The 25,188-nt window shown below is 60.5% G+C and carries 23 protein-coding genes and 2 pseudogenes; 20 read left to right on the top strand and 5 right to left on the bottom strand.

The window, feature by feature from the left end:
- The 10 genes from rsmD (at window position 1) to lpxK (ending at window position 10,031) form a co-directional block, all read left to right on the top strand.
- On the top strand, window positions 1-558 hold the full coding sequence (gene rsmD / locus BR48_RS0104435; protein ID WP_027230196.1) for a 16S rRNA (guanine(966)-N(2))-methyltransferase RsmD: 558 nt from the start codon (window positions 1-3) through the stop codon (window positions 556-558).
- A 49-nt stretch (window positions 559-607) separates the two neighbouring features.
- Window positions 608-2,086, top strand: coding sequence for a pitrilysin family protein (locus tag BR48_RS0104430; protein WP_027230195.1), 1,479 nt, complete (start codon window positions 608-610; stop codon window positions 2,084-2,086).
- The gene (locus tag BR48_RS0104425; RefSeq protein ID WP_027230194.1) at window positions 2,083-3,402 is read left to right on the top strand and encodes a pitrilysin family protein; all 1,320 of its coding nucleotides are present in this window, start codon (window positions 2,083-2,085) and stop codon (window positions 3,400-3,402) included. Before BR48_RS0104430 ends, BR48_RS0104425 begins: the two co-directional genes overlap by 4 nt.
- A gap of 11 nt (window positions 3,403-3,413) precedes the next feature.
- Window positions 3,414-4,325 carry a patatin-like phospholipase family protein gene (locus BR48_RS0104420; protein ID WP_027230193.1) on the top strand — a complete coding sequence of 304 codons (912 nt, stop codon included), beginning with the start codon at window positions 3,414-3,416 and terminating at the stop codon, window positions 4,323-4,325.
- Window positions 4,326-4,455: 130 nt separating this feature from the next.
- A complete protein-coding gene (locus BR48_RS0104415) occupies window positions 4,456-5,799 on the top strand; it encodes a TldD/PmbA family protein (RefSeq protein WP_027230192.1) in 1,344 nt (447 codons plus the stop codon).
- Window positions 5,786-6,595 carry a 3'(2'),5'-bisphosphate nucleotidase CysQ gene (locus BR48_RS0104410; RefSeq protein ID WP_027230191.1) on the top strand — a complete coding sequence of 270 codons (810 nt, stop codon included), beginning with the start codon at window positions 5,786-5,788 and terminating at the stop codon, window positions 6,593-6,595. The genes BR48_RS0104415 and BR48_RS0104410 overlap by 14 nt, the downstream gene beginning before the upstream one ends.
- A 36-nt stretch (window positions 6,596-6,631) precedes the next feature.
- The gene (locus BR48_RS0104405) at window positions 6,632-6,880 is read left to right on the top strand and encodes a DUF4170 domain-containing protein (protein WP_027230190.1); all 249 of its coding nucleotides are present in this window, start codon (window positions 6,632-6,634) and stop codon (window positions 6,878-6,880) included.
- Between the two features lie 30 nt (window positions 6,881-6,910).
- Window positions 6,911-7,684, top strand: coding sequence for a lysophospholipid acyltransferase family protein (locus BR48_RS0104400; RefSeq protein ID WP_036813294.1), 774 nt, complete (start codon window positions 6,911-6,913; stop codon window positions 7,682-7,684).
- Window positions 7,681-9,003 (top strand): lipid IV(A) 3-deoxy-D-manno-octulosonic acid transferase, encoded by a 1,323-nt coding sequence (waaA, locus tag BR48_RS0104395; RefSeq protein WP_027230188.1) that lies wholly within the window; start codon window positions 7,681-7,683, stop codon window positions 9,001-9,003. Before BR48_RS0104400 ends, waaA begins: the two co-directional genes overlap by 4 nt.
- The gene (lpxK, locus tag BR48_RS0104390; protein ID WP_027230187.1) at window positions 9,000-10,031 is read left to right on the top strand and encodes a tetraacyldisaccharide 4'-kinase; all 1,032 of its coding nucleotides are present in this window, start codon (window positions 9,000-9,002) and stop codon (window positions 10,029-10,031) included. The genes waaA and lpxK overlap by 4 nt, the downstream gene beginning before the upstream one ends.
- Here the strand turns inward: lpxK and BR48_RS0104385 are convergent.
- The 3 genes from BR48_RS0104385 to mutL form a co-directional block, all read right to left on the bottom strand.
- Entirely contained in the window at window positions 10,026-10,481 is a 456-nt protein-coding gene (locus BR48_RS0104385; RefSeq protein ID WP_027230186.1) for a hypothetical protein, read from the bottom strand. The two genes, lpxK and BR48_RS0104385, sit on opposite strands and share 6 nt — an antisense overlap.
- Before the next feature lie 5 nt (window positions 10,482-10,486).
- Window positions 10,487-10,723 carry a DUF2093 domain-containing protein gene (locus BR48_RS0104380; protein WP_027230185.1) on the bottom strand — a complete coding sequence of 79 codons (237 nt, stop codon included), beginning with the start codon at window positions 10,721-10,723 and terminating at the stop codon, window positions 10,487-10,489.
- Window positions 10,724-10,806: 83 nt separating this feature from the next.
- Complete coding sequence (gene mutL / locus BR48_RS0104375) at window positions 10,807-12,672, bottom strand: DNA mismatch repair endonuclease MutL (RefSeq protein ID WP_027230184.1); 1,866 nt, start codon at window positions 12,670-12,672, stop codon at window positions 10,807-10,809.
- Between the two features lie 142 nt (window positions 12,673-12,814).
- On the opposite strand from mutL, the gene BR48_RS0104370 reads away from it, so the two are divergent.
- Together BR48_RS0104370 and BR48_RS23790 are read left to right on the top strand one after the other, a co-directional pair.
- Complete coding sequence (locus BR48_RS0104370; RefSeq protein ID WP_027230183.1) at window positions 12,815-14,005, top strand: acyl-CoA dehydrogenase; 1,191 nt, start codon at window positions 12,815-12,817, stop codon at window positions 14,003-14,005.
- A 117-nt stretch (window positions 14,006-14,122) separates the two neighbouring features.
- Window positions 14,123-14,499 (top strand): annotated as a pseudogene (locus tag BR48_RS23790) (glyoxalase superfamily protein).
- Here BR48_RS23790 and BR48_RS23785 read toward each other — a convergent pair.
- Window positions 14,496-15,790 (bottom strand): annotated as a pseudogene (locus tag BR48_RS23785) (aminotransferase class I/II-fold pyridoxal phosphate-dependent enzyme). The pseudogenes BR48_RS23790 and BR48_RS23785 overlap by 4 nt on opposite strands.
- 4 nt (window positions 15,791-15,794) lie before the next feature.
- A complete protein-coding gene (locus BR48_RS0104355; protein ID WP_027230182.1) occupies window positions 15,795-16,133 on the bottom strand; it encodes a TIGR01244 family sulfur transferase in 339 nt (112 codons plus the stop codon).
- Between the two features lie 360 nt (window positions 16,134-16,493).
- Between BR48_RS0104355 and urtA the strand changes: the two genes are divergently transcribed.
- The 8 genes from urtA (at window position 16,494) to BR48_RS0104315 (ending at window position 25,184) form a co-directional block, all read left to right on the top strand.
- The gene (urtA, locus tag BR48_RS0104350; RefSeq protein WP_244506726.1) at window positions 16,494-17,744 is read left to right on the top strand and encodes an urea ABC transporter substrate-binding protein; all 1,251 of its coding nucleotides are present in this window, start codon (window positions 16,494-16,496) and stop codon (window positions 17,742-17,744) included.
- Window positions 17,745-17,904: 160 nt separating this feature from the next.
- Window positions 17,905-19,470, top strand: a complete 1,566-nt coding sequence (urtB, locus tag BR48_RS0104345; RefSeq protein ID WP_197030343.1) for an urea ABC transporter permease subunit UrtB — start codon at window positions 17,905-17,907, stop codon at window positions 19,468-19,470.
- Window positions 19,467-20,645, top strand: a complete 1,179-nt coding sequence (gene urtC / locus BR48_RS0104340) for an urea ABC transporter permease subunit UrtC (RefSeq protein WP_027230179.1) — start codon at window positions 19,467-19,469, stop codon at window positions 20,643-20,645. Before urtB ends, urtC begins: the two co-directional genes overlap by 4 nt.
- Before the next feature lie 3 nt (window positions 20,646-20,648).
- A complete protein-coding gene (gene urtD / locus BR48_RS0104335) occupies window positions 20,649-21,395 on the top strand; it encodes an urea ABC transporter ATP-binding protein UrtD (protein WP_027230178.1) in 747 nt (248 codons plus the stop codon).
- Window positions 21,396-21,402: 7 nt separating this feature from the next.
- The gene (gene urtE, locus BR48_RS0104330; protein ID WP_027230177.1) at window positions 21,403-22,098 is read left to right on the top strand and encodes an urea ABC transporter ATP-binding subunit UrtE; all 696 of its coding nucleotides are present in this window, start codon (window positions 21,403-21,405) and stop codon (window positions 22,096-22,098) included.
- Between the two features lie 58 nt (window positions 22,099-22,156).
- Complete coding sequence (locus tag BR48_RS0104325; protein WP_027230176.1) at window positions 22,157-23,053, top strand: LysR family transcriptional regulator; 897 nt, start codon at window positions 22,157-22,159, stop codon at window positions 23,051-23,053.
- 104 nt (window positions 23,054-23,157) lie between these two features.
- Entirely contained in the window at window positions 23,158-23,631 is a 474-nt protein-coding gene (locus BR48_RS0104320) for a formate dehydrogenase subunit gamma (protein ID WP_027230175.1), read from the top strand.
- A complete protein-coding gene (locus tag BR48_RS0104315) occupies window positions 23,628-25,184 on the top strand; it encodes an NADH-quinone oxidoreductase subunit NuoF (RefSeq protein ID WP_027230174.1) in 1,557 nt (518 codons plus the stop codon). Before BR48_RS0104320 ends, BR48_RS0104315 begins: the two co-directional genes overlap by 4 nt.
- Window positions 25,185-25,188 lie beyond the last annotated feature (4 nt).

Here is a 25,188-nt window from a genome sequence, read left to right as displayed (position 1 = left end):
GTGCGCGTTGTCGGCGGCAGATTTCGCGGACGTTCACTCGCAACGCCGGCTTCGAATGCGATCCGGCCGACGACCGACCGCACGCGCGAAAGCCTCTTCAATATTCTGGTGCACAACTATCCCGAAAAGTTCGAGGCGACGCGCGTCCTCGACCTTTTCGCCGGCACCGGCGCTCTCGGCCTAGAAGCCATGTCGCGCGGCGCGCGCTATGGCGTATTCATCGAGGAATCGACCGAGGGCAGGGGACTGATCCGCACCAATGTCGAAGCCTTCGGCCTTCTCGGCAATACCAAGATTTTTCGCCGCGATGCGACCAAACTCGGCGAGGCCGGCACAATCGAACCGTTCGATCTGGTCTTCGCCGATCCGCCTTATTCGAAAGGCCTTGGCGAACTGGCATTCAAGTCCGCCCTTGATGGCGGCTGGCTGAAAAGCGACACGCTGCTGGTCCTCGAAGAGGAGGCCGACGCCGTGGTCGAACTCGATGCGCGTTTTTCGGTTGTCGAGGAACGTCCGTATGGCGGAACAATCATTCGGCTTGTCACATTGAAGACGTAAACAGCGGGATTGTATCGCAATCCTGAACAACAGTACTGGACCGATTTCAATGATCCCGACTATACGCCGCATATTTGCGGCATTTGTTTTAACCGGCGCGCTCGCCGGCGCGGGCGTTTATGCCCCTGCCCAGGCTGAAACTGCCGTGCAAACGCCTGCGACCGCTGAAAGCAAGGATGACCTCGTCTCGTCATTCTATCTGGACAACGGGCTCGAAGTCGTGGTTATCCCGGATCATCGGGCGCCGGTCGTCACGCATATGCTGTGGTACCACGTCGGTTCGGCCGACGAAGAACCCGGAAAATCGGGCATTGCACATTTTTTTGAACACCTGATGTTCAAGGCGACAAAGACTTATCCGGCCGGCGAGTTTTCGCGCAAGGTCGCTGAGATCGGCGGGCAGGAAAATGCCTTCACCTCCTATGACTACACCGCCTTCTACCAACAGGTGTCGCCTCAGGCCCTCGAAATGGTCATGACCTATGAGGCGGACCGCATGGAGAACCTCATCCTCAATGAGGATGTCGTGAAAACCGAGCGCGACGTCGTGCTCGAGGAGCGCCGTTCGCGCACCGACAGCAATCCCGGCGCGCTGCTTGCCGAAGAGGTCAACGCGACGCTCTACCAGAACAGCCCTTACCGCATGCCGGTCATCGGCTGGCAGCATGAGATGGAAAAGCTGAACCTCAAGGATGCGCTGGCCTTCTACGTGAAATATTACACGCCCAACAATGCGACCCTTGTCGTGTCTGGCGACGTCGATCCCGCAACCGTCAAAGCCTTGGCGGAAAAGACCTATGGCAAGGTGCCGCGCCGGGCGGAGCCGGGCAAGCGCGACCGGCCGCAGGAGCCGGAACAGAATACCAAACGCACGGTTTCACTTGCCGACCCGCGCGTGTCACAGCCGAGCTTCCAGAAGATGTGGCTCGCACCCTCATATACGAACGCCAAGCCGGGCGAGGCGGAGGCTCTCGACCTTTTGAGCGAAATCCTTGGTGGGTCTTCGCGCAGCCGGATTTATCAGGCCTTGGTCGTCAAGGACGGTTCGGCAGCGAGCGCCGGCGCCTTCTATCAGGGCGGATCGCTCGACGACGGCAGTTTCGGCGTCTATGGCTCGCCGCGCGGGGATGCGACCCTGAGCGATGTCGAAGCCGGCATCGATGCGCAAATCGCCCGTATTACAAAGGATGGCGTCACCGAGGATGAACTCGAAAAGGCGCGCAATCGCTTCCTGAAAAGCATGATCTTTGCCCGGGACAGCCAAGCGGGGATGGCGCGCATCTATGGTTCGACCCTTTCCACCGGTCAGACCATCAAGGATATCCAGGAATGGCCGGATCGCATAAAGGCTGTGAAGGTCGCCGACATCCAGGCCGTGGCCAAGCGCTATCTCGTCGATGGCCGTTCCGTTACCAGCTACCTCATGCCCGAAGACGGCAAGCCCGATGTGCCCGCTGACGGGGAGGCGGCGCCCGGTAGAGCCGAACAGGAACAGCCGCAAGCGCCCGCCGAAGGAGTCGTCCAATGATCCGCGCCGTTACCCCAATAACCAGACGGCTCGCTGCAACGTTCCTGCTGTTCCTCGTTGCCGTCGTCCCGGGCTATGCGGTCGAGATCCAGGAAGTGGTCTCGCCGAAGGGCATACGCGCCTGGCTGGTACAGGATGATTTCGTGCCGCTCGTGTCCATGCGCTTTGCCTTCAAGGGTGGTTCCGCACAGGACCCGAAGGGCAAAGACGGCCTTGCCAACCTCATGACCGGGCTTTTTGACGAGGGCGCGGGCGATCTCGATTCCAATTCGTTCCAGGACAAGCTCGACGATGTCGGCGCCGAGATGAGTTTCAATGCCGATGACGACAGTATCACCGGCTCGATGCGCATGCTGTCCGACAAGCGCGATGAGGCCGTCGAGTTGCTGACGCTGGCCGTCAACAACCCGCGCTTCGACCAGGCGCCCATCGACCGCATTCGCCAGCAGGTGATTGCCGGCATCAAGGCTTCGGAGCGCAATCCGAACACCATTGCCGGGCGCAAATTCGCCGAAGCCCTCTACGGCGACCACCCCTACGGCCGTCAATCGGAAGGCACGGAGCAAAGTCTCACGAGCATCACTCACGACGACCTTGCTGCATTTCACAAGCGGAACTTTGCCCGGGATAATCTGATTGTCGGCGTCGTCGGATCGATCAGCCCGGAAGAGCTGAAGCCGCTCCTCGACAAGGTCTTCGGCGATCTGCCCGAGAAAGCCCAGCTCGATACGGTCAGCGACGCAAAACTTGCCTTCGGCAAGACCACCCAGGTCGATTATGCACTGCCCCAGACCTCGATTTCGATGGTCTATCCGGGTGTCCGGCGCAAGGATCCAGACTTCTTTGCCGCCTATATCATGAACCATATCCTCGGCGGCGGCACCTTTTCCTCGCGCATCTATAATGAGGTGCGGGAAAAGCGCGGACTTGCCTATTCGGCCGGTTCCAATCTCGCCAACCGCGATCATATGGCGGCTTTGATGATCTCGACCGCAACGCGGGCCGATCGCGCCAGTGAAACCCTGCAAATCCTCAAGGCAGAAGTGGCAAAGATGGCCAAGGACGGGCCGACCGAGGAGGAACTGGCAGAAGCCAAGAAATATCTCGTTGGGTCCTATGCGGTGAACAATCTCGACTCTTCCTCGGCGGTCGCCAGCACGTTGGTCGGCCTGCAGGATGAGAACCTTGGCCGCGACTACATCGACAAGCGTGCCGATCTCATCAATGCCGTGACCTTGGATGAGGTGAAGGCAGCGGCCAGGAAACTGTTGTTGACGGACCCGGCGATCCTGATCGTCGGCCCACCGCTTTCATAGGAAAAGGACCGATGGTCGCGCGCGAACTTGATCAGGCAAACGGGTCGACAGGCGCAAGTAAAACCCCGCGCGAGCCGACCTTTGCCGTCGCGTTCGGCGGTGGCGGGGCGCGCGGCATCGCTCATATCAACGTCATTGAAGCCCTGGACGAACTTGGCATCAAACCTGCCGCGATCTCAGGATCGTCCATCGGAGCGATCATGGGCGCGGGTATGGCGGCAGGCATGTCCGGGGTCGAGATTCGCGAATACGCGGTCGCGATCCTCTCCAAACGTGGTGAGATTGCAGCGCGCCTGTGGAAGCTGCGCCCGACAAGCTTCGGCGAGATGTTTGGCGGCGGCATTCGTCTCGGCCAGTTCAACATCGAAAAGGTTCTGAAGCATTTCCTTCCCGGCCGCATTCCCGAGACATTCGAGGAACTCGCGATCCCGCTCACTGTCACCGCGACCGATTTCTACGGACAGCGCGAGGTCGTGATGGCCGAGGGCGATCTTTATAATGCCGTCGCCGCCTCCGCCGCGATCCCCGCCTTGTTCCGGCCAGTGCGACGAGACGACCGTATCCTGATCGATGGCGGCATTTATAATCCCGTTCCCTTCGATCATTTGATGGACAAGGCGCGGTTCGTCATCGCCGTCGATGTCGTCGGCGGACCGGAAGGCGATATCGGCAGATCCCCCTCGTCAATCGAGGCCATGTTCGGTGCCAGCCAATTGATGATGCAATCGATCATCGCGACCCGCCTGCGTACGCAGGCTCCGGCAATCTTTCTGCGCCCAAGCGTGGCACGGTTCGGCGTTCTGGATTTTCTGCGAATCCAGCAGGTGCTCGAGGAATCGGCTGGGATCAAGGACGAGTTGAAGCGCGCCGTTGACGCGGCGATCACCTATGCCGATCGTGACAGCGATAGCGGCGCGGAATGACAATAATCAACGGCCGCCAATGCCGATTGTTCGTTCGGCCCGCCTTGATAGGCGCAAATTTGCACCATATAGGAGGGTGCATGCGACCATACGATAAATTACCCTAATCATTCATATAATCAGGTATAAAATGAGCGACTCTTTGAACTCCCGTGAATTTCTAGACAAAGCGACAGCGCTCGTCGAAGCTGCAAAAAAAGCAGGCGCCGACGCGGCCGACGCAGTCGTTGCCCGCTCGCGTTCCGCGGGCGTTAGCGTACGGCTCGGAAAGGTGGAAGAGACCGAATCTTCCGAGAGCGATGAGTTTTCCCTGCGCGTCTTCGTCGGTCGCAAGATCGCCAGCATATCTGCCAACGGCGGAGCCGAGCCAAAGGCCTTGGCCGAACGCGCCGTCGCCATGGCGAAAGTCTCGCCGGACGATAGCTTCGAAGGTCTTGCCGCTCCTGAAAATCTTGCCCGCCAAATTCGCGATCTCGATCTTTACGATCCGACCGTCGTCGATGCCGCGCAACTGACCGAAGCAGCACTTGCCGCCGAAGCGGCCGCGCTCGCCGTCGAGGGTGTTACCAATTCGGGTGGAGGCTCCGCATCTGCTGGAATGGGCGGCCTCGTGCTCGTCACATCAGGCGGATTTGCCGGACAATATATGGGATCGCGCTTTTCCCGCTCCGTCAGCGCAATCGCCGGCAGCGGCACCGCCATGGAGCGGGACTATGATTTTTCGTCGCGCATTTTCTATGACGCGCTTGAAGACGCTGCAGCCATCGGGCGATCGGCCGGGGAGCGCGCGGTAAAGCGCCTTGGCGCGCGCCAGGCGGCAACCGGCCGTGTAAGCGTTGTTTTCGACCCGCGCGTCGCCCGAGGTATCGCCGGCCATATTGCCAGCGCCATCAATGGCGCGTCGGTAGCACGCAAGACGAGCTTCCTTAAGGATCGCATGGGCGAGAAGATCCTGAGCGACGCGATCAACGTTAAGGACGACCCGTTGCGGGTGCGCGGTTCTTCTTCGCGCCCGTTTGACGGCGAGGGCATCGAGGGCGTTCCCTTGACGATGATCGAGAATGGCGTGCTGAAACACTGGTTCCTGTCGACCTCGACAGCAAAGGAACTTGGCCTCGCCACCAATGGCAGGGGCGTGCGTTCCGGCTCGACAGTCACGCCCGCCTCGACGAACTTCTCCATCGAACCCGGCGAAAAGTCGCCGCAAGACCTGATGCGCGATGTTGGTACCGGTTTTTACGTTACCGAACTGTTCGGCCATGGTGTCGACATGATCACCGGCGAATACAGCCGCGGTGCTTCGGGCTTCTGGATCGAAAATGGCGAACTCGCCTATCCGGTCAGCGAAGTGACGATCGCCTCAAATCTCAAGGACATGTTCCTTAATCTCACTGCGGCAAGCGACATCGATCGCAATTTCGGCATTGCCAGCCCGACACTCGTAATCGAAGGCATGACACTTGCCGGCAAGTAAGCTCAATCTTGAAGACCTGGAACTGATCCGGCAGGCCGCCGAGGGCGCAGGCCGGATCGCTCTGTCTTACTTTCGGCAGGCGCCGCAGGTCTGGATGAAAACCGGCAACTCGCCGGTAACCGAGGCCGATCTTGCCGCCGACAAGTATCTGAAGGACATGCTGCTGACGGCCCGCCCGGATTACGGCTGGATATCCGAAGAAACCCAGGACGAACGTGCCGCTTCCCCGCGAGAGCGCTTCTTCGTCGTCGACCCGATCGATGGGACACGGGCCTTCATCGAAGGTGCCGACGTCTGGTGTGTCAGCGTTGCCGTCATCGAAGACGGCAGGCCCGTCGCCGGCGTTCTCGACTGCCCGGCCCGCAGCGAAATCATCATGGCGACGCCAGGCGGCGGGGCGACGCAGAACGGCGCCGCCATCCATGTCCAGGCCCAGCACCTTCCCTATAAGGTGGCCGGTCCCTCGGCCTTCATCAAGCGGCTGCCGGAACACTTTCTCTCCTCCATCGAACACATGCCCTACGTTGCCTCGCTCGCCTATCGGATCGCCATGGTGGCGCGCGGCGATATCGCGGGGACCTTCGTGCGGCCAAGTTCGCATGACTGGGATCTTGCAGCGGCCGATCTCATCCTATCGGAAGCCGGCGGCCGGGTCGTCGCCGCGGACGGAAAGCCACTTACCTACGGTCTTACAGACACCAGTAATGGCGACTATCGCCACGGCGCGCTCGTTGCCGCAAGCGGATTGCTCATGGATAACATGTTGGACGTTGTCGCCGAAACCGCGTTCGGATAAACAGTCAGCAACCTTCTCGATCATTTGGACAGGCACATGAGCGAAAACACTTCGGATCAAAAGCAACTGCTTCACCTTGTATTCGGCGGTGAGCTGAAGAAACTCGGCGGTGTCGAGTTCCGCGACCTCGACAAGCTCGATATTGTCGGCATCTATCCGGATTTTGCCTCGGCGCAGCGCGCATGGAAGTCGAAGGCGCAAGCGACGGTGGACAACGCTCATATGCGCTATTTCATCGTCCACATGCATCGCTTGCTGGATCCTGCCACGGGCAAGGCGGACTGACCGCGTGCGCGTGGTCGGACAAAGATCGACATGATTGACCAGAATTCAGCAACGGCTAAAGCGCCTCGCCGCAAAGCTGGAGCGCTCAAGCGCTTCTGGCGCTCGGTGCGCGGCCCGCTGGCGAATTCGCCGATCGTCCGCAGCATGATCGTGTGGTTGATCACGCAGTTCTTCCGGCTGGTGCATCTGACCAATCCCCGGCTCAAGGGGTCTTCGGACCTCGAAGATATGAAACGCGGGGGTGAGCCGTTCATCGCCGTTGCCTGGCACGGCCAGCATCTGATGGCGCCATTCCTAATGCCGCGCGGCGTGCGCTTCGTCGCCATGTTTTCCAAGAGCAAGGACGCAGAACTGAATGCGCGCGTTGCCGAGCGCTTCGGCGTGGAGATCGTGCGCGGCTCGGGCGGTCGCGACCGCTCGAAAGGGACGGAAAAGGGCGGAGCACGGGCGCTGCTCGTTTTGAAAAAAGCGCTGGCCGAAGGCAAGACCGCGGCGATGATCGCCGATATTCCGCATGGAACGCCGCGCGATAGCGGTCCCGGGGTTATTCTGCTGGCCAAGCTTTCCGGACGGCCGATCCTGCCGATCTGCTACCTGACCACCCGCAGAAAAGTTCTGGAGAAGAGTTGGGACAAGACCACCATTCCCTTGCCATTCGGCAAATCGGGGTTGATTGTCGGCGACCCGATCTTTGTTCCCGAAGATGCAGATGAAGCAATGCTCGAAGCCAAGCGTGTCGAATTGACCAATAGTTTGAACGCGAACACCAAGCGCGTGCATGAACTCGTGGACGGCGCGGCATGAGCGAAAGATGGGCACGCCTGGTGCTTGGCACCTATCGCTGGATTGGCGCGGCAACATTTCCCATTGTCGGCGCCTATGTTGCCTTCCGTGCCAGCAAGGGCAAGGAGGAGCGTGGCCGTCAGGGCGAGCGCTACGGTGTGGCGAGCGTTGCCCGCCCATCCGGTCCGCTTATCTGGGTCCATGCGGCGAGTGTTGGCGAAACGTCGGCTGTCACTCCGCTTGTCGAAGCAATCGTCGACATGGACATCCATGTCGTTTTGACGACCGGTACGGTTACATCGGCGAAGATGGTGCAGGAGCGCCTCGGCGACCGCGTCATCCATCAATATGTGCCGCTCGACCTGAAGCCCGCCGTCGACCGCTTCCTGACCCATTGGCAGCCTGATCTTGCCATCATCTGCGAATCCGAGATTTGGCCGATGACGATCCTTGAACTTGGCACCAGGCGGGTTCCGCAGGTGCTCGTCAATGGGCGCCTTTCCGATCGCTCCTTTGCCAGCTGGCACAAGCGGCCCTCGATTGCCGAGGCCCTGTTCGAAAATCTCGCCCACGTCGTTGCCCAATCGGATATCGACGGCGAAAGGTTCCGGGCACTTGGCGCAAGGCCGGTGACGGTATCCGGCAACCTCAAGGTGGACACGGCCGTACCGCCCGTGAACAATACTGAACTTGCCGCAATGCAGCGCATGATCGGCACCCGCAAGACCTGGGCCGCGATTTCGACGCATCAGGGCGAAGAGGAGATCGTTGCGCAGGTGCATCACATGCTGAAAGCGCGCCATCGCGATCTTTTGACGATCATCGTGCCGCGCCATCCTGATCGTGCGCCGGAGATCGCCGAGGCAATCGAAAAAATGGGCATGAAGGTGGCGCTGCGCAGCAAGGCGGATCAGATCGAGGCTGATACGGATATCTATCTCGGCGATACGATCGGCGATATGGGCCTTTATCTGCGCCTTGCGGAGATCGCATTCGTCGGCCGGTCGCTGACCGCGCAAGGCGGGCAGAATCCACTTGAGCCGGCCATGCTCAAATCCGCGATCCTCTCTGGACGCAATGTTCAGAATTTCCGCGATTCCTATCAGCGCCTGATCAAGAATGGCGCGGCGAAACTTGTGCGCGACAAGGATATGCTCGCGGGCGCAGTCAACTATCTCTTCAATAATCCGGAAGAACGCCAGGTCATGATCGACGCTGGCCTCAAGACCGTCGAGGACATGCGCGGATCGCTCGATCGCACCTTGACCGCACTTGAGCCCTTCATCCAGCCGCTCGTTCTGCAGGCACGCCTCAGCAATCGCGAAGGCGGCTGGAAATGATGAGCGAGGCCCCTCCTTTCTGGTGGGAAAAGCCGGATTGGCGGGCCTGGGCGCTAAGCCCGTTTTCCAAAATTTACGGCAGCGTGGCCGGGCGCCGCATAAGGCGGGCGAAGCCACCGACGATTCCGGTCCCGGTGCTTTGCATCGGCAATTTCACTATCGGCGGCGCCGGAAAAACCCCGACCTCAATCACCTTTGCCAGGGCCGCAATTGCTGCGGGGCTGACGCCCGGCATTGTTTCGCGCGGTTATGGCGGCGCGTTTTCGGGCATGCATCGTGTCGATCTAGAACATGACAGCGCCCGCCTTGTCGGCGACGAACCACTGTTGCTCGCCCGGCACGCGGCGGTCATCGTCACGTCCGACCGCTTTGCCGCGGCACAGGCATTGCAGCAGTCCGGATGCGATTTCATCATCATGGATGACGGCTTTCAAAGCGCCCGCCTGCATTTCGATTTCGCTCTGATGGTGGTGGATGCCGGCCGCGGCGTCGGCAATGGCCACGTCTTGCCGGGAGGACCCTTGCGCGCGCCGTTGATCGACCAGCTGGTGCGAACCGACGCGGTGCTCAAGATCGGTACAGCGAACGGCGCCGACCGGGTCATTCGCAATGCGGCGCGGGCGGCAAAACCGATCTATGAAGGAGTTCTTAAGCCGATATCCACATCTGAGATAGCCGGCAAACGATTACTGGCTTTCGCCGGCATAGGTGATCCGTACAAGTTTTTTACGACGCTTCGCGAAGCGGGCGGGATCGTCGAGAAAACGCGCGCCTTTCCAGACCATCATCCGTACACGGACGACAATCTCGCCGAACTCGCTGAAGCGGCCGATGGGGAAAACCTGACGCCGGTCACAACAGCCAAAGACCTGGTGAGGCTTCTCGACGGCAGCGAGGCGGCGAAGGCATTTGCCGGCCGTACCTCGGTTTTGGAGGTGGAACTCGTTTTCAACCAGCCCGGCGCACCCGCTCGCATCATACGGGAAACGCGCGATCGCGCCCGTCACCGGCGCCGGGATGCCTCATAAAATGCCAGGGTACCTTCGGTTGATCCGCGGAGGCGCTTCGCGCATCGGAATATTAAGGCTCGTTCCCGTGGTCTGGCTATAGAGCCGGTCGTTAGAGAACAGCGTTCCTCCGGCGCGGGTGATTTCGACGCCAAGCGCGACGCGGGTCGAGGCTGCCGCCGGAACCCTGATTTCATAGGCGACCGGGAATGTGCCGTTTCTGTTCAGCGTAAAGCTGGTGCGGGCCAGCCGCGGCATTGGAGCCGAATTACCCCGGCTTGCGTCGTAGGCAGTGACGAACACCACTGAGCTTGCAGTGAGGCGTGCCCATGGCGGTCCCTGCAGATAGCCCCGGATTGTTTTAACCGGGCCCGTATATGCCGGCGCATTGCTGGCCGTATCGGTGGTACAGCCGCTCACAAGAATTCCAGCCGCGAGAAGAGTGAACAGGGTTGCGCGGCGGGTCAGCATATCGCTCAGCCTTTGCTTCGACTGCGCAGGTCGGGGTTCACCTGAAGCTCGCGCTCGAGCGAAATGCGCGCATCGGCATAGGCCTCCTGACGCGCGACGCTCCAATATTTGAGTTCGTCCAGGGGGATCTTCTCCGAGGTAACCGCACAGAGCACATAGGAACCCGGCGACAGGACCTGAAAGTCGCCGTCGAGATAACGAATTTTGGCTTCGCGCGAGCCGGGTCCTTCAAATCTGTTCATATTCTGCCGATGTTCCAGTCGATTGAATGTTCATTTACGGCTCAGAGCCGCAGGTGGTCAAGCATGGCGCGATTGAAAGCCCCTTATCGCCGCCCGAAAAGACGCTCTATGTCGCTGAGCTTGAGTTCGATATAGGTAGGCCGACCGTGATTGCAGGTGCCCGAGCCCGGCGTTGCTTCCATTTGGCGCAAGAGTGCATTCATCTCTTCCGGCTTCAACCGCCGTCCCGAGCGGACCGAGCCATGGCAGGCCATGGTAGCGGCGACATGGTCGAGAATGCCTTTCAGGCCATTCGATGTATCGTGCTCGGCGATCTCGTCGGAAAGGTCGCGGACGAGTTTTTGCGCATCGATCTCACCGAGCATGGACGGCGTTTCGCGTACGGCGATCGCACCCGGTCCAAAGGCTTCGATACCGAGGCCGAAACGCGCCAACGTTTCTGCATGGGCGGCAAGCCGTTCGACATCCTCTTCCGGCAGGTCGACGATTTCGGGGATGAGCAGCATCTGGGCCGGTAGCGGCCGTGAATGCAACGCGTTCTTCAGTGCCTCATAGACAAGACGTTCATGCGCGGCATGCTGGTCGACAATGACAAGACTGTCCTCGGTCTGCGCGACGATATAGTTGGCGTGTACCTGCGCGCGAGCGGCTCCGAGGGGCGCGGAAAGCAATTCCTTTGAAGCCTCAGCGGCCGCACCGCGTGCATCGGCTGCCACGGCCTGTGCGACATCATAAAGGAATGGCTGCGCCGGTTCGGCAAATCCGCCACGGGTGTCGGCGGCGAGGGCGCCTTCGACTTCGAACGGACGGTATGGGGATTGTTCAACGGAGTAATTCTGATTGACGGCAGCGTTGCCGCGCCAATTCTGATGGAGCGGGGCAGCACGCGAGGGTTCCGCGCCGCCAAGCCTGAAGGCATGCAGCATCGCTTCGGCCCCGCTGGTTGCGGCCCGGATGCCGGATTGACCGAGGGCTTCGCGGATTGCCCCGACGATAAGGCCGCGCACAAGCCCCGGATCGCGAAAACGCACATCCGCCTTGGCCGGGTGCACATTCACATCGACGAGCGCCGGATCAAGATTGAGGAACAGGACGACGACCGGGTGGCGGTCGCGCGCGATCACATCGGCATAGGCGCCGCGGATTGCGCCCCAGATCTGCTTGTCGCGCACGGGCCGGCCATTGACATAGGCGAACTGATGCAGGCTGTTGCCGCGGTTGAACGCCGGAATGCCGGCAAAGCCGGTCAGGCGCACGCCATCGCGCTCGGCATCGATGGCGATGGCATTTTCGGGAAACTCCTTGCCGAGCACCTGCGAAATCCGCTCCAGCATTCCTGACGATCCAGCGCCGGTCGCCGCCAGCTCGATCGGCGTGCGGTCGCTGCCTGCAAGCGAAAAGCGGATATGCGGAAAGGCAATGGCGATGCGCTTGACGACATCGCTGATTGCCGATGCCTCGGCCCGGTCGGTCTTCATGAATTTGAGGCGGGCAGGCGTGGCGAAGAAAAGGTCGCGCACTTCCGCGATGGTCCCGCCGTTCATCGGGGTCGGGCGCGGCCCGTCCTGGCGACCGCCATGGATGCTGATCTCGAAGCCGGAATCCGCGTCGGACGTGCGTGATTTCAGCAACAGGCGCGAAACGGATCCGATAGAGGGCAGGGCCTCGCCGCGAAAACCAAGGGCGCGAATATCGTGCACATCATTGGTGAGTTTCGACGTGCAGTGGCGCGCCACCGCAAGGGCAAGTTCGTCGGAGCGAATGCCCGAACCGTTATCGGTGATGCGGATAAGGTTCTTGCCACCACCGGCGGTGACGACCTCGATCCGCGTTGCGCCCGCGTCGATCGAATTTTCGATGAGCTCCTTGACCACGCTTGCCGGACGTTCGATGACTTCGCCGGCTGCGATCTGGTTGATAATGGTCTCGGTGAGCTGCTTGATGGGCATTGCAAAATCTATAGTGGATTCGCCGCGTCCGCGAAATCCATGGAGCGCCGGCATCCCCGGAAAAATCGGCCGGGAAAGCATCTGGTCATTGGATTGGATTTGATGATAGGTCTTGCTTCACATCTAAGGAGGAAAAACAATTATGGCCAATTCCAAGCCGTCCTTCGTCTGGACTGATCCCTTTCTCCTGGAAGAGCAGTTGACCGAAGACGAACGGATGATCCGCGACAGTGCACGGGCATTCGCGCAAGGCGAACTTCTCCCGCGCATCGAAGAGGCCTATCTGGAAGAAAAGACCGATCCTCAGCTTTTCCGGATGATGGGCGAGTCGGGGCTTCTTGGGGTGACGCTTCCCGAAGAATACGGCACGGCCGGTGCGTCCTACGTCGCCTATGGCCTCGTCGCGCGCGAGGTCGAGCGCGTGGACAGCGGCTATCGCTCGATGATGAGCGTGCAGTCGTCACTGGTCATGTACCCGATTTACGCTTACGGCTCGGAGGAGCAGCGCCGCAAATATCTGCCGAAGCTCGCTTCCGGCGAATGGATCGGCTGTTTCGGCCTCACCGAGCCCGATGCGGGCTCTGATCCCGCCGGCATGAAAACCCGCGCCGAGAAGGTCGCTGACGGCTATCGCCTGTCCGGCTCGAAGATGTGGATTTCAAACTCGCCGATCGCCGATGTCTTTGTCGTCTGGGCGAAATCGGACGCCCATGACGGTCAGATCCGCGGCTTCGTCCTCGAAAAGGGCATGAAGGGCCTTTCTGCGCCGAAGATCGGTGGCAAGCTGTCGTTGCGCGCCTCGATCACCGGCGAGGTGGTCATGGACGGCGTTGTTGTCGGCGAGGAGCATCTCCTGCCCAATGTCTCCGGGCTCAGGGGGCCGTTCGGCTGCCTCAATCGCGCCCGCTTCGGCATTTCCTGGGGCGTCCTCGGCGCCGCTGAAGATTGCTGGCAGCGGACCGTCCAGTACGGGCTCGACCGCAAGCAATTCGGCCGCCCGCTCGCCGCCACCCAGCTGTTCCAGAAGAAGTTCGCGGACATGCAGACGGAAATCACGCTTGGCCTGCAGGCCTCCCTACGTGTCGGTCGCCTGTTTGACGAAGGCAAGGTCGCGCCGGAGATGATCAGCCTGGTCAAGCGCAACAATTGCGGCAAGGCGCTCGACATCGCCCGCATGGCGCGCGACATGCACGGGGGCAACGGCATCCAGATCGGCTATCATGTGATGCGCCACGCCCAGAACCTCGAAACGGTCAATACCTATGAGGGCACGCACGACGTGCATGCGCTCATCCTTGGCCGGGCACAGACCGGTATCCAGGCCTTCTTCTGACACTAGCGTCGGATGGACTTCGATGCCGCCCTGTTGTATCGAAGTCCCGTCGAGGACACCGCTCCAAAATCAGGCATGCGCACCGCCGCCTCTGCCCTATAATCTCAGGAGTGAGCGATGAGTCAACCGGATATTCACACCGTCACGTTCGGGCGCGCTGCGCCCGGTCTCTCTGTCAAAGACATACAGGCTGCGTGCGCTTTCTACTGCGAAGTTCTCGGTTTTCAGAAGGTCTTTGAAAACGGCAGCCCGGTCGGTTTCATGGTTCTTAAAAAGGATGCCGCGGAGATACACCTAAGTCAGGTTCGCGATTTCGCGAGGACGACGACGAACGCATTCCATATGTTCGTCGACGACATAGCGACATTCTACGCGGTCTGCGAAGCCAAGGGCGTTCGTATCATCAAGCGCTGAAAGACCAGGATTATGGCCAGCGCGCCTTCGTCTTCGCCGACCCGGACGGCAACCGGGTCGACGTCGGGCAAAGGATTTAGACGCCGCCTTCGCGCTGTGCGATGAGCTTGTCTACGGCGGCAAGGAGGATGCACAGCGCGATACCTTCAGAAGCGAGACGCACCTCTTCCTGTGACGGAAACGTCGGAGCAAGGCGCAGCGTGCTGTCGTTGGGATCGCGGCCGTAAGGAGAGGTGGCGCCTGCCGGGGTCAGAACCACGCCGGCTTCGCGTGCCAGTTCGACCACGTCGCGCGCGGTGCCGTGCATGGTGTCGACGCAGATGAAATAGCCGCCATCCGGCTGCGTCCACCGCGCAACGCCGTGCCGCCGAGGCGGGTTTCAAGCGCCTCGATGACCGAATCGAACTTCGGCGCAATGAGGGCGCGGTGCGCGTCCATATGGCGGGCCAGGTCCTCCATGCTCTTTAGAAAGCGCACGTGCCGCAACTGGTTCAGTTTGTCTGGCCCTATGGTGCGTTTGCCGGCCCGGGCGAGATACCATTTCACATTTGCCGCTGACGAGGCGAACAGGGCGAGTCCTGCACCGGCGAGCGTGATCTTGGAGGTCGATGCGAAGACGAAGGCGCGATCGGGGTGGCCGGCCTGCGCGCAAAGCTCGATAATATTGGCAATCTCGTGCCGCTCTGTCGTCAGGTGGTGCACCGCATAGGCGTTGTCCCAGAACAGGCGGAAGTCTGGCGCACCGGTTCGCATGGCTGCAAGGCGTTCAATCGTTTCGGTCGAATAGGTTTCGCCCGAGGGATTGGAGTATTTGGGAACGCACCACATGCCCTTGACGTCGGGATCGGCGACGAGTTCCTCGACCAGGTCCATATCGGGCCCGTGCCCCGTGAGCGGCACCGGGAGCATGCGAATGCCATATTCCTCGCAGATGGCGAAATGCCTGTCGTAGCCGGGAACCGGGCAGATGAAGGCCGGCGCACCTGATTGCTGCGACCAGGGCTCCATTTCGCCCGGTACGCCCTTCACCATCGCCCAGAGCAAACAATCATGCATCATGGCAAGGCTCGAATTGTCACCGACGACGATGCAATCGGCCGACGCACCCATCATGGGTGAGAACAGTGCGCGGGTTTCGGCAAGACCCTGGAGCCCGCCATAGTTGCGGGCATCTTCGCCTGCCTCGCTATAATGGTCGCCATTGCCTGGAAGAACCAGCATGCCATTGGCGAGATCGAGCTGTTCCGGGCTCGGCTTGCCGCGGGTCATGTCGATCTTCAGCCCCTTGGCGCGGAAGGCTTCGTAATCGCGCAGGACGCGGTTGCGCAGGGCGTCGAGTTCATCGGCGCCAAGATCAGCGACGGGGAGCATGTGGTTAGTCCTTCTGCTGCTGGACGATGCCGTAGATATTGGTCGAGCGGGCGCCCGAGCGGCAATAAGCGAGGACGGGACCTTCAGCCTCATCCAGCGCGCGTGCCATGCCGTCGACGTCGTCCTGCGTCAATTGACCCGCAACGACAGGGACGTAGTAAATCGCTATGCCCGCTTTTTCGGCAACGTTCTTGATCTCGGCAAAGTTGGGCTGATCGGCCGATTCACCGTCCGGGCGGTTGCAAATAATCGTGTGATAGCCTGCCGCGGCGAGATCGCGCACGTCGTCGGGTGAAATCTGGCCGCTCACGGCGTAGCCTTCGTCGATTTGACGGATATCCATCTTATGTCCCTGGGAAGTGTGAAAGTCGCCTCACCATACATCAAACGATGGTCAACGCCATCTGAAAAGCATCGCTCTTGCCCGACGATGATTAAATTATCATCACGCGTGCGGATATGACTAAAGTATAAGCGCAATTGCCGGGCATTGGCGACGCGCAAACATGGAGCCTGCAAGCCGGCTAACCGGGAGCAGGCGCTAAAATACAGATAAATTTGAAGAATTTATAATTTTCAATGCGGCTGCCGGAGTTGGCACACTCATTGCTTTTAATCCCTTGGTACACACAACCAAAAAGAGGGGTTTACCTGAATGTCCAGTCTAACAGCCAGATTTATCGGGACTTTTGCGGCCGCGGCCATGGGCGCGGCGCTGGCTTTCTCGCCTGCCGTAGCTGCGGATGACACGATCAAGGTCGGCATCCTGCACTCCCTTTCCGGGACCATGGCGATTTCCGAAACCACGCTCAAGGACACGATGCTGTTCCTCATCGACGAGCAGAACAAGAAGGGCGGCGTGCTTGGCAAGAAGCTCGAAGCGGTGGTCGTCGATCCGGCGTCGGACTGGCCGCTCTTTGCCGAAAAGGCCCGCCAGCTGATCGAGCAGGACAAGGTCGCCGCCGTCTTCGGTTGCTGGACCTCATCGTCGCGCAAATCGGTGCTGCCGGTCTTTGAAGAACTCAACTCCATGTTGTTCTACCCCGTCCAGTACGAGGGCGAGGAAAGCTCGCGCAACGTCTTCTATACGGGCGCCGCGCCGAACCAGCAGGCGATCCCTGCCGTCGATTATCTTGCCAAGGAAGAGGGTGTCGAGCGCTGGGTCCTCGCCGGTACCGACTACGTCTATCCGCAGACCACGAACAAGATTTTGAAGGCCTACCTCAACGCCAAGGGCGTCAAGGATGAGGACATCATGATCAACTACACGCCGTTCGGCCATTCCGACTGGCAGACGATCGTGTCCGACATCAAGAAATTTGGTTCCGCCGGCAAGAAGACCGCAGTCGTTTCGACCATCAACGGTGATGCGAACGTACCCTTCTATAAGGAACTCGCAAACCAGGGCATCAAGGCGGAAGACATTCCCGTCGTTGCCTTCTCGGTGGGTGAAGAAGAACTTGCGGGCCTCGATACCAAGCCGCTGGTCGGCCACCTTGCCGCCTGGAATTACTTCCAGTCGGTCGATGCCGATGCCAATGCCGAGTTCATCAAGGAATGGCACGCCTATACCAAGAACGACAAGCGCGTGACCAACGACCCGATGGAAGCGACCTATATCGGTTTCAACATGTGGGTGAAGGCAGTTGAAGCTGCCGGAACCACGGATTCCAATGCGGTGATCGATTCGATCGTCGGCGTGTCGGTGCCGAACCTGTCCGGCGGATCAGCCACGATGATGCCGAACCACCACATCACAAAGCCCGTGCTGATAGGCGAAGTGCAGGACGACGGCCAGTTCGACATTGTCTATCAGACGCCTGGTCTCGTTGTCGGCGACGAATGGTCCGATTACCTGCCGGGCTCCAAGGACCTCATTTCCGATTGGCGCAAGCCGATGTCGTGCGGCAATTTCAACGTCGTCAGCGGCAAGTGCGGCGGCGTGACCAACTGATGCCTACCCGGCTTCGGTTTGGGGCACATCCGAAGCCACTCCACCTCCACGCAAGTGGGGGTGGAGCCACTCCGAGGATACTCGTACCCAGGATTGTTTTATGCCATTGATCCGCTTGCTGGCCGTATTCCTTGTGCTCTCGGGCGTGTTTGCGCCTGGAATGGAGGCGCGGGCTGAAACGGTCGACGATGCCACGCTGCGGCCGCTCATCCAGGCCCTTGCTGCAGAAAATTTCGACGAGACAACGAAGGCGGTTTCCGGCCTCGCCAAGACCGGCGATGCGCGGGTATCCGCCATCCTCAACGCGCTGACCGCCGGCGATCTATACATCGTCAAGGCGGACAAGGCCGTTTTCATCGGCAAACGCGATGGCTCGGACTACGCCGCCACCGATCCCCTGACGGGTGCCAAGCTTGCACCCGTGCCGCGCAATGCCGCGGAAAAGATCAAGGTCAACAACCGTCTGCGCCGCGATATAGCCGCGGCGATCGGCGGGCTCACGCTGATGAGCGACAATCCTGCGGAACGACGCTCCGCCGCCGAAACAATTCTGAAGACGCGCGATCCCGAGTCCATCGCTTTGCTCGATCAGGCCATCGCGGCGGAAAAAGATAGCGGGATCAAGGCCGTGATGCAGCAGGCGAAAGCTGCGGCAGTGCTGAATTCGACCGCGCCGGATGACGCCAAGATCGCGGCTATTGCGGAGGTCACCGCCGGCAACAGCCGCGACGCACTGGGACTTCTGACTCCGCTCCAAAGTAGCGACGGCCCGGTGGGCGACGCCGCGCGTTCGGCGATCGACAGCATCAACAGCAAGCTCGCCTTGTGGAACGGCATCCAGAATATCGTCTACGGCCTGTCGCTGGGCTCCGTGCTCCTGCTTGCGGCGATCGGTCTGGCGATCACCTTCGGCGTCATGGGCGTCATCAACATGGCCCACGGCGAAATGGTCATGATCGGCGCCTATACCACCTTTGTCGTGCAGCAGATCATCCGCGCCTCGGCGCCGGGCCTTTTCGATTATTCGTTGCTCATTGCGTTGCCTGCGGCCTTCATCGTCTCGGGTGCCGTCGGCGTTGTCATCGAGCGCGGCATCATACGCTTCCTCTATGGCCGTCCGCTGGAAACCCTGCTTGCGACATGGGGCATTTCGCTGGTCCTGCAGCAGGCGATCCGCTCCTGGTTCGGCGCTTCAAACGTTCAGGTCGGCAACCCATCATGGATGGCGGGGTCGTTCGATCTCGGTCTCCTGACGCTCACCTGGTCGCGCCTGTGGATCATCGTCTTTGCCCTTTCGGTCTTCGCGGTGCTGCAGCTGGTGCTGAAGAAGACGATGCTCGGGCTGCGCATGCGCGCAGTTACCCAGAACCGGCGCATGGCCTCCGCCATGGGCATCAGGACGCCCTGGGTCGATGCGCTGACCTTTGGCCTCGGCTCCGGCATTGCCGGCATTGCCGGCGTGGCGCTGAGCCAGATCGACAATGTCAGCCCCAATCTGGGTCAGGGCTATATCATCGACAGTTTCATGGTCGTTGTCTTCGGCGGCGTTGGCAATCTCTGGGGAACGCTGGTCGGCGCGATGTCGCTGGGCATAGCCAACAAGTTCCTCGAACCCTTCGCGGGAGCCGTCCTCGGCAAGATCCTCGTGCTGGTGCTGATCATCCTGTTCATCCAGAAGCGTCCGCGTGGTCTCTTCGCACTCAAGGGAAGGGCCATCGAGGCATGATCACGCAGTGGTTTTTCACCCATGTCGATCGTCGCGGTGCAATCGTTATCGCCGTGCTGGTGGCGCTGGCCTGCCTCGTGCCACTCTCGAATCTGCTGCTGCCGCCGACCTCGGCCTTGCATGTGCCGACCTATCTCGTATCGCTGATCGGCAAGTACCTGACCTACGCCCTGCTGGCGGTCGCTCTCGATCTCGTCTGGGGATTCTGCGGCATCCTTTCGCTCGGCCATGGCGCATTCTTCGCGCTCGGCGGCTATGCGATGGGCATGTACCTGATGCGCCAGATCGGTCCGCGCGGCGTCTATGCCGATCCGGTGCTGCCCGACTTCATGGTGTTCCTCAACTGGAAGGAACTGCCGTGGTTCTGGCACGGCTTCAACCATTTCTGGTTCGCGGCGCTCATGGTTGTGCTGGTCCCCGGCATTCTCGCCTTCGGCTTCGGCTGGCTCGCCTTCCGCTCGCGTGTCACCGGCGTCTACCTGTCGATCATCACCCAGGCTCTGACCTATGCCTTGCTCCTTGCGTTCTTCCGCAACGACATGGGATTTGGCGGCAATAACGGGCTCACCGATTTCAAGGATATTCTCGGCTTCAACATCCAGGCCGACAGCACGCGCTCGATGCTGTTTGCGGCAACGGCGTTGTTCCTGGCGCTTGCCGTATTCGTAACCAGTTTCATTGTCCGCTCCAAACTCGGCAAGGTCCTCGTCGGCGTGCGCGACGCGGAGAGCCGCATGCGCTTTCTCGGCTATCGGGTCGATCGCTACAAGCTCTTCGTCTGGACAGTCTCCGCCATGATGGCGGGCATTGCCGGCGCGCTTTATGTGCCGCAGGTCGGCATCATCAATCCCTCCGAATTCGAGCCTGCCAATTCCATCGAAGCGGTGATCTGGGTTGCCGTAGGAGGCCGCGGCACCATCATCGGGCCAATTCTCGGCGCGGTGTTGGTCAATTTCGGCAAGACCTATTTCACCGCGGCATTTCCGGAGATCTGGCTGTTCGCGCTCGGTGCGCTCTTCATCCTCGTCACCCTGTTCCTCCCGAAGGGCATACTCGGCCTTTACGGCACATGGCAGACAAAGCGAAAGGACCGCATCGCTCGCAAGCGCAGCGAACCGGGCTCCCCGGCAACAGAACGTGCGACACCGATCGCCGAACCCCAGGCAGCGGAGTAGACCATGAAAGCCAAGGATACACTCCTCTATCTCGATGGCGTGTCGGTCTCGTTTGACGGATTTCGCGCCATCAACAATCTGTCGCTCGTGCTCCAGGCCGGTGAAATGCGCGCAGTCATCGGCCCGAACGGCGCCGGCAAGACAACGATGATGGATATCATTACCGGCAAGACCCGCCCGGACACGGGCGACGTTTATTTCAAGGGCGAGATCGATCTTACCCGCCACGACGAGGCGGAAATCGCGCTTCTCGGCATCGGCCGCAAGTTTCAGAAGCCGACTGTTTTTGAAAGCCATACCGTCGAGGACAATCTTATGCTTGCGCTGGCAGGCCAGCGCTCGGCCTTCTCGGCGCTGTTCCATCGCCAAAGCGCCGACGAGGCGGAACGGATCGACAACACTCTACACACGATCCGCCTGCACACCAAGCGGGACTGGCTGGCTGCAAATCTCTCGCACGGCCAGAAGCAGTGGCTGGAGATCGGCATGTTGCTCGCGCAAGATCCGAAGCTGTTGCTCGTCGACGAGCCTGTCGCAGGCATGACGGATGCTGAAACGGCGGAAACCGCCAAGCTCCTGCGCGAAATTGCCAAGACGCGCTCGGTGCTGGTGGTCGAACACGACATGCATTTCGTGCGCGAACTCGACGTCAAGGTCACGTGCCTCCATGAAGGCTCGGTTCTGGCGGAAGGCTCGCTCGACTATGTCAGCAACGACCAGCGCGTCATTGAAGTTTACCTCGGACGATAGGAACATCATGCTCAGCGTTGAAAATGCCTCTCTCCACTATGGCGCCGCTCAGGCGCTGCGCGGCGTATCGCTGGAGGTCAAGCCGAAGTCGATCACCTGCGTTCTCGGCCGCAACGGAGTCGGCAAGACGAGCATGCTGCGCGCCATCGTCGGCCAGCACCCGCTGTCATCGGGATCAATACGCTTCGAAGGCGCGCCGATCGACCGGAAGCCGTCCTACGAGCGTGCCCGCGCCGGCATTGCCTTCGTTCCGCAAGGCCGCGAGATTTTTCCGCTGCTCACCGTCCGTGAAAATCTGGCAACCGGATTTGCCGCCGCCTCACGCGGCAATCGCACCGTGCCCGCGGAAGTGTACGAGCTGTTTCCGGTGCTGAAGACGATGCTGGGTCGCAGGGGCGGCGATCTTTCCGGTGGCCAGCAGCAGCAACTGGCAATCGGCCGTGCGCTGGTGACGCGGCCGAAATTGCTGGTGCTCGATGAACCGACCGAGGGTATCCAGCCATCGATCATCAAGGATATAGGCCGCGCTATCCAGTTTCTGCGCGATCAGGCCGGCCTCGCCATCCTTCTCGTCGAGCAGTATCTCGACTTCTGCCGCGAACTCGCCGACCACGTCTACATCATGGATCGCGGCGAGATCGTACATTCCGGCGACGCGCCGAGCCTCGACCGGCCGGAGGTCCGCAAGTTCCTGACTGTTTGAATTTGCCTTGCTGACGACAGGTCAACATCGCTAGGTTCGCTCCGAAGGAGCAACCTTGATGATCGACAAGCTGGAATTTTTCATCGCGCTGGCGCGGCATCGGCATTTCGGTCGTGCCGCCGAGGAATGCGGCGTAACCCAGCCCACCTTGTCGGCCGCCATCCGTCAGCTCGAGGACACGCTCGGCGTCGTTCTCGTCCAGCGGGGCTCGCGCTTCAAGGGCCTTACGTCCGAAGGCCAGCGCGTTCTTGAATGGGCGCGGCGCATCGTTGGCGACACGCGCACCATGCGCGAGGAATTGCGCGCCGCCCGCCTTGGACTTGCCGGTCATGTAAAGATCGCGGCAATTCCGACCGCGCTTGCCATGGTGTCGCGGCTGACGACTCCGTTTCGGGAGAAGCACCCGGACGTGACGTTCTCGGTAACGTCGCGCACTTCGCTTGAAGTTCTGACGCTGCTCAGCAATTTCGAGATCGATGTCGGCATAAGCTATCTCGACAATGAGCCACTCGGGCGTGTCACTTCGGTGCCGCTTTATACCGAGCGCTACCAGCTCATTACATCGGCCGGGAGTACCCACGCCGACCGGCAGTCCGTCACCTGGAGGGAGGTCGGACAATTACCGCTCTGCCTGCTCACCATGGACATGCAGAACCGCCGCCTTATCAACAAGCATTTGCAAGAGGCGGGAATAGAGGTCCATCCGACGCTCGAATCGAATTCGATGATCGTGCTGTTCTCGCACATTCGCACTGGCAAGTGGGCGAGCATCATGCCGCTCAACCTTGCTGAGACGCTCGGATTTGCCGAACCGATCCGCGCCATCCCCATTGTCGAGCCCGATGCGCGCCACCTTGTCGGGCTCGTTGCGGCCGACCGCGAACCGCACACGCCGCTGGTTTCGGCGCTTCTGCACGAAGCGCGGGCCCTTGCGCAAAGCTTGGATATGGTTTGATAGAAATCTTCTATCGAATGACGAGACTGCGATATTGATATATAATGCCATATTTGATCTGTTCTAAAGAACAGGGAGAAACATGAGGGAGGGCACTGCACAGTATGCAGAGTGCAAGTACCGATATCGCCGAAAGGGCGATAGGCATTATCGATCAACTGAAGGGCAAAGAAGGTCCTCTGCTTCCGATCTTGCACGAGTTGCAGGCTGAGTTCGGCTATGTTCCAAGGGAAACGCTGCCGATCATTGCCAGCGCTCTCAATATTTCGCGCGCCGAGGTCCATGGCGTTTTCACATTCTATCACGACTACCGCGATCATCCGACGGGGCGGCACGTTCTGAAGCTGTGCCGGGCTGAATCCTGCCAGTCGATGGGCGGCGATGCGCTGGCCGATCGCGCGCGCGAACTTCTTGGGATTGATTGGCACGGCACCACTCCTGATGGCGCCGTAACACTTGAACCCGTCTATTGCCTCGGTCTTTGCGCCTGCTCGCCATCGGCGATGCTCGACGGTGAAGTGATTGGTCGCCTTGACGCAGAACGGCTTGAAGAGATCATGACGGAGGTGCGGCTATGACCGTCACCTTCTACGTTCCGCGCGATTCAGGCGCGCTTGCGCTCGGCGCCGAGCGGGTTGCAAAAGCTCTGCAGTCCGAAATCGACAGTCGCGGTCTCGATGCCCGCATCGTGCGCAATGGTTCGCGCGGCATGTATTGGCTTGAACCTTTGGTCGAGGTCGAAACGCTATCCGGCCGCGTGGCCTATGGTCCGGTCAAGGCGTCGGAGGTACCGGCATTGCTGGACAACGGGATGGGCGAGGGCAGGGTGCATCCGCTCTGGCTCGGCCTTACGGATCAGCTGCCGTTCCTCGCGCGACAGACGCGGCTGACCTTTGCTCGTTGCGGCATTATCGATCCCGTCTCGCTTGAGGATTACCGTGCCCACGACGGCCTCAAGGGCCTGGAAAACGCGCTTACGCTGGCACCGGCCGAAATTGTCGCCCAGGTGACGGAATCCGGACTGCGCGGCCGTGGCGGCGCAGGTTTCCCGACCGGCATAAAGTGGAAGACCGTGCTCGACACCGCAGGCGCGCAAAAATACATCGTCTGCAACGCCGATGAAGGCGATAGCGGCACCTTTGCCGACCGCATGATCATGGAAGGCGATCCTTTTGTCCTTATCGAGGGCATGACGATCGCCGGCATCGCCACTGGTGCGACCAAGGGCTATGTCTATATTCGCTCCGAGTATCCGCATGCAGTCGCGGTGATGAACGAGGCGGTCGAGGTTGCGCGCCGGGCGGGCGTGCTTGGAAAATCGGTGCTCGGGTCGCCCTATGCCTTCGATATGGAGGTGCGCGTTGGCGCCGGCGCCTATGTCTGCGGTGAAGAGACCGCCTTGCTCGAAAGCCTTGAAGGTCGCCGCGGCATCGTTCGTGCCAAGCCGCCGCTTCCCGCCCACAAGGGCCTTTTCGGCCGTCCGACCGTCATCAACAATGTGATCTCGCTGGCCTCGGTCCCGGTCATTCTCGACAAGGGCGCCACCTTCTACAAGGATTTCGGCATGGGCCGGTCGCGCGGCACCATCCCGCTGCAGATCGCCGGCAACGTCAAGCATGGCGGCCTGTTCGAAACGGCATTCGGCCTGACGCTGGGTGACATCGTCGATGATATTGGCGGCGGCACGGCAAGCGGCCGCCCGGTAAAGGCGGTGCAGGTGGGCGGTCCGCTCGGTGCCTATTTCCCGCGCGAACTCTTCGATACGCCCTTCGACTACGAGGCGTTCGCGGCGAAGGACGGCCTTATCGGCCATGCCGGTCTCGTCGTTTTCGACGATACGGTCGACATGCTTAAGCAGGCGCGGTTCGCCATGGAATTCTGCGCGGTCGAATCCTGCGGCAAGTGTACGCCCTGCCGCATCGGTTCGACGCGCGGCGTCGAAGTGGTGGACCGCATCGCGGCCAATGTCGAACCCGAAAAACAGATCAAGGTTCTGACTGATTTATGTAATACAATGAAGTTCGGCTCGCTCTGTGCCCTTGGCGGTTTCACGCCCTATCCCGTCATGAGCGCGCTGACGCATTTTCCTGAAGATTTCCGGCCGGCGCCTGTCGCCCAGGCTGCGGAATAGGAGA

Source organism: Phyllobacterium sp. UNC302MFCol5.2, assembly GCF_000686005.1.
Classification (GTDB): domain Bacteria; phylum Pseudomonadota; class Alphaproteobacteria; order Rhizobiales; family Rhizobiaceae; genus Phyllobacterium; species Phyllobacterium pellucidum.
The sequence above is the reverse complement of the archived record's forward strand: the minus strand, read 5'-3'. Positions and strand labels throughout refer to the sequence as shown.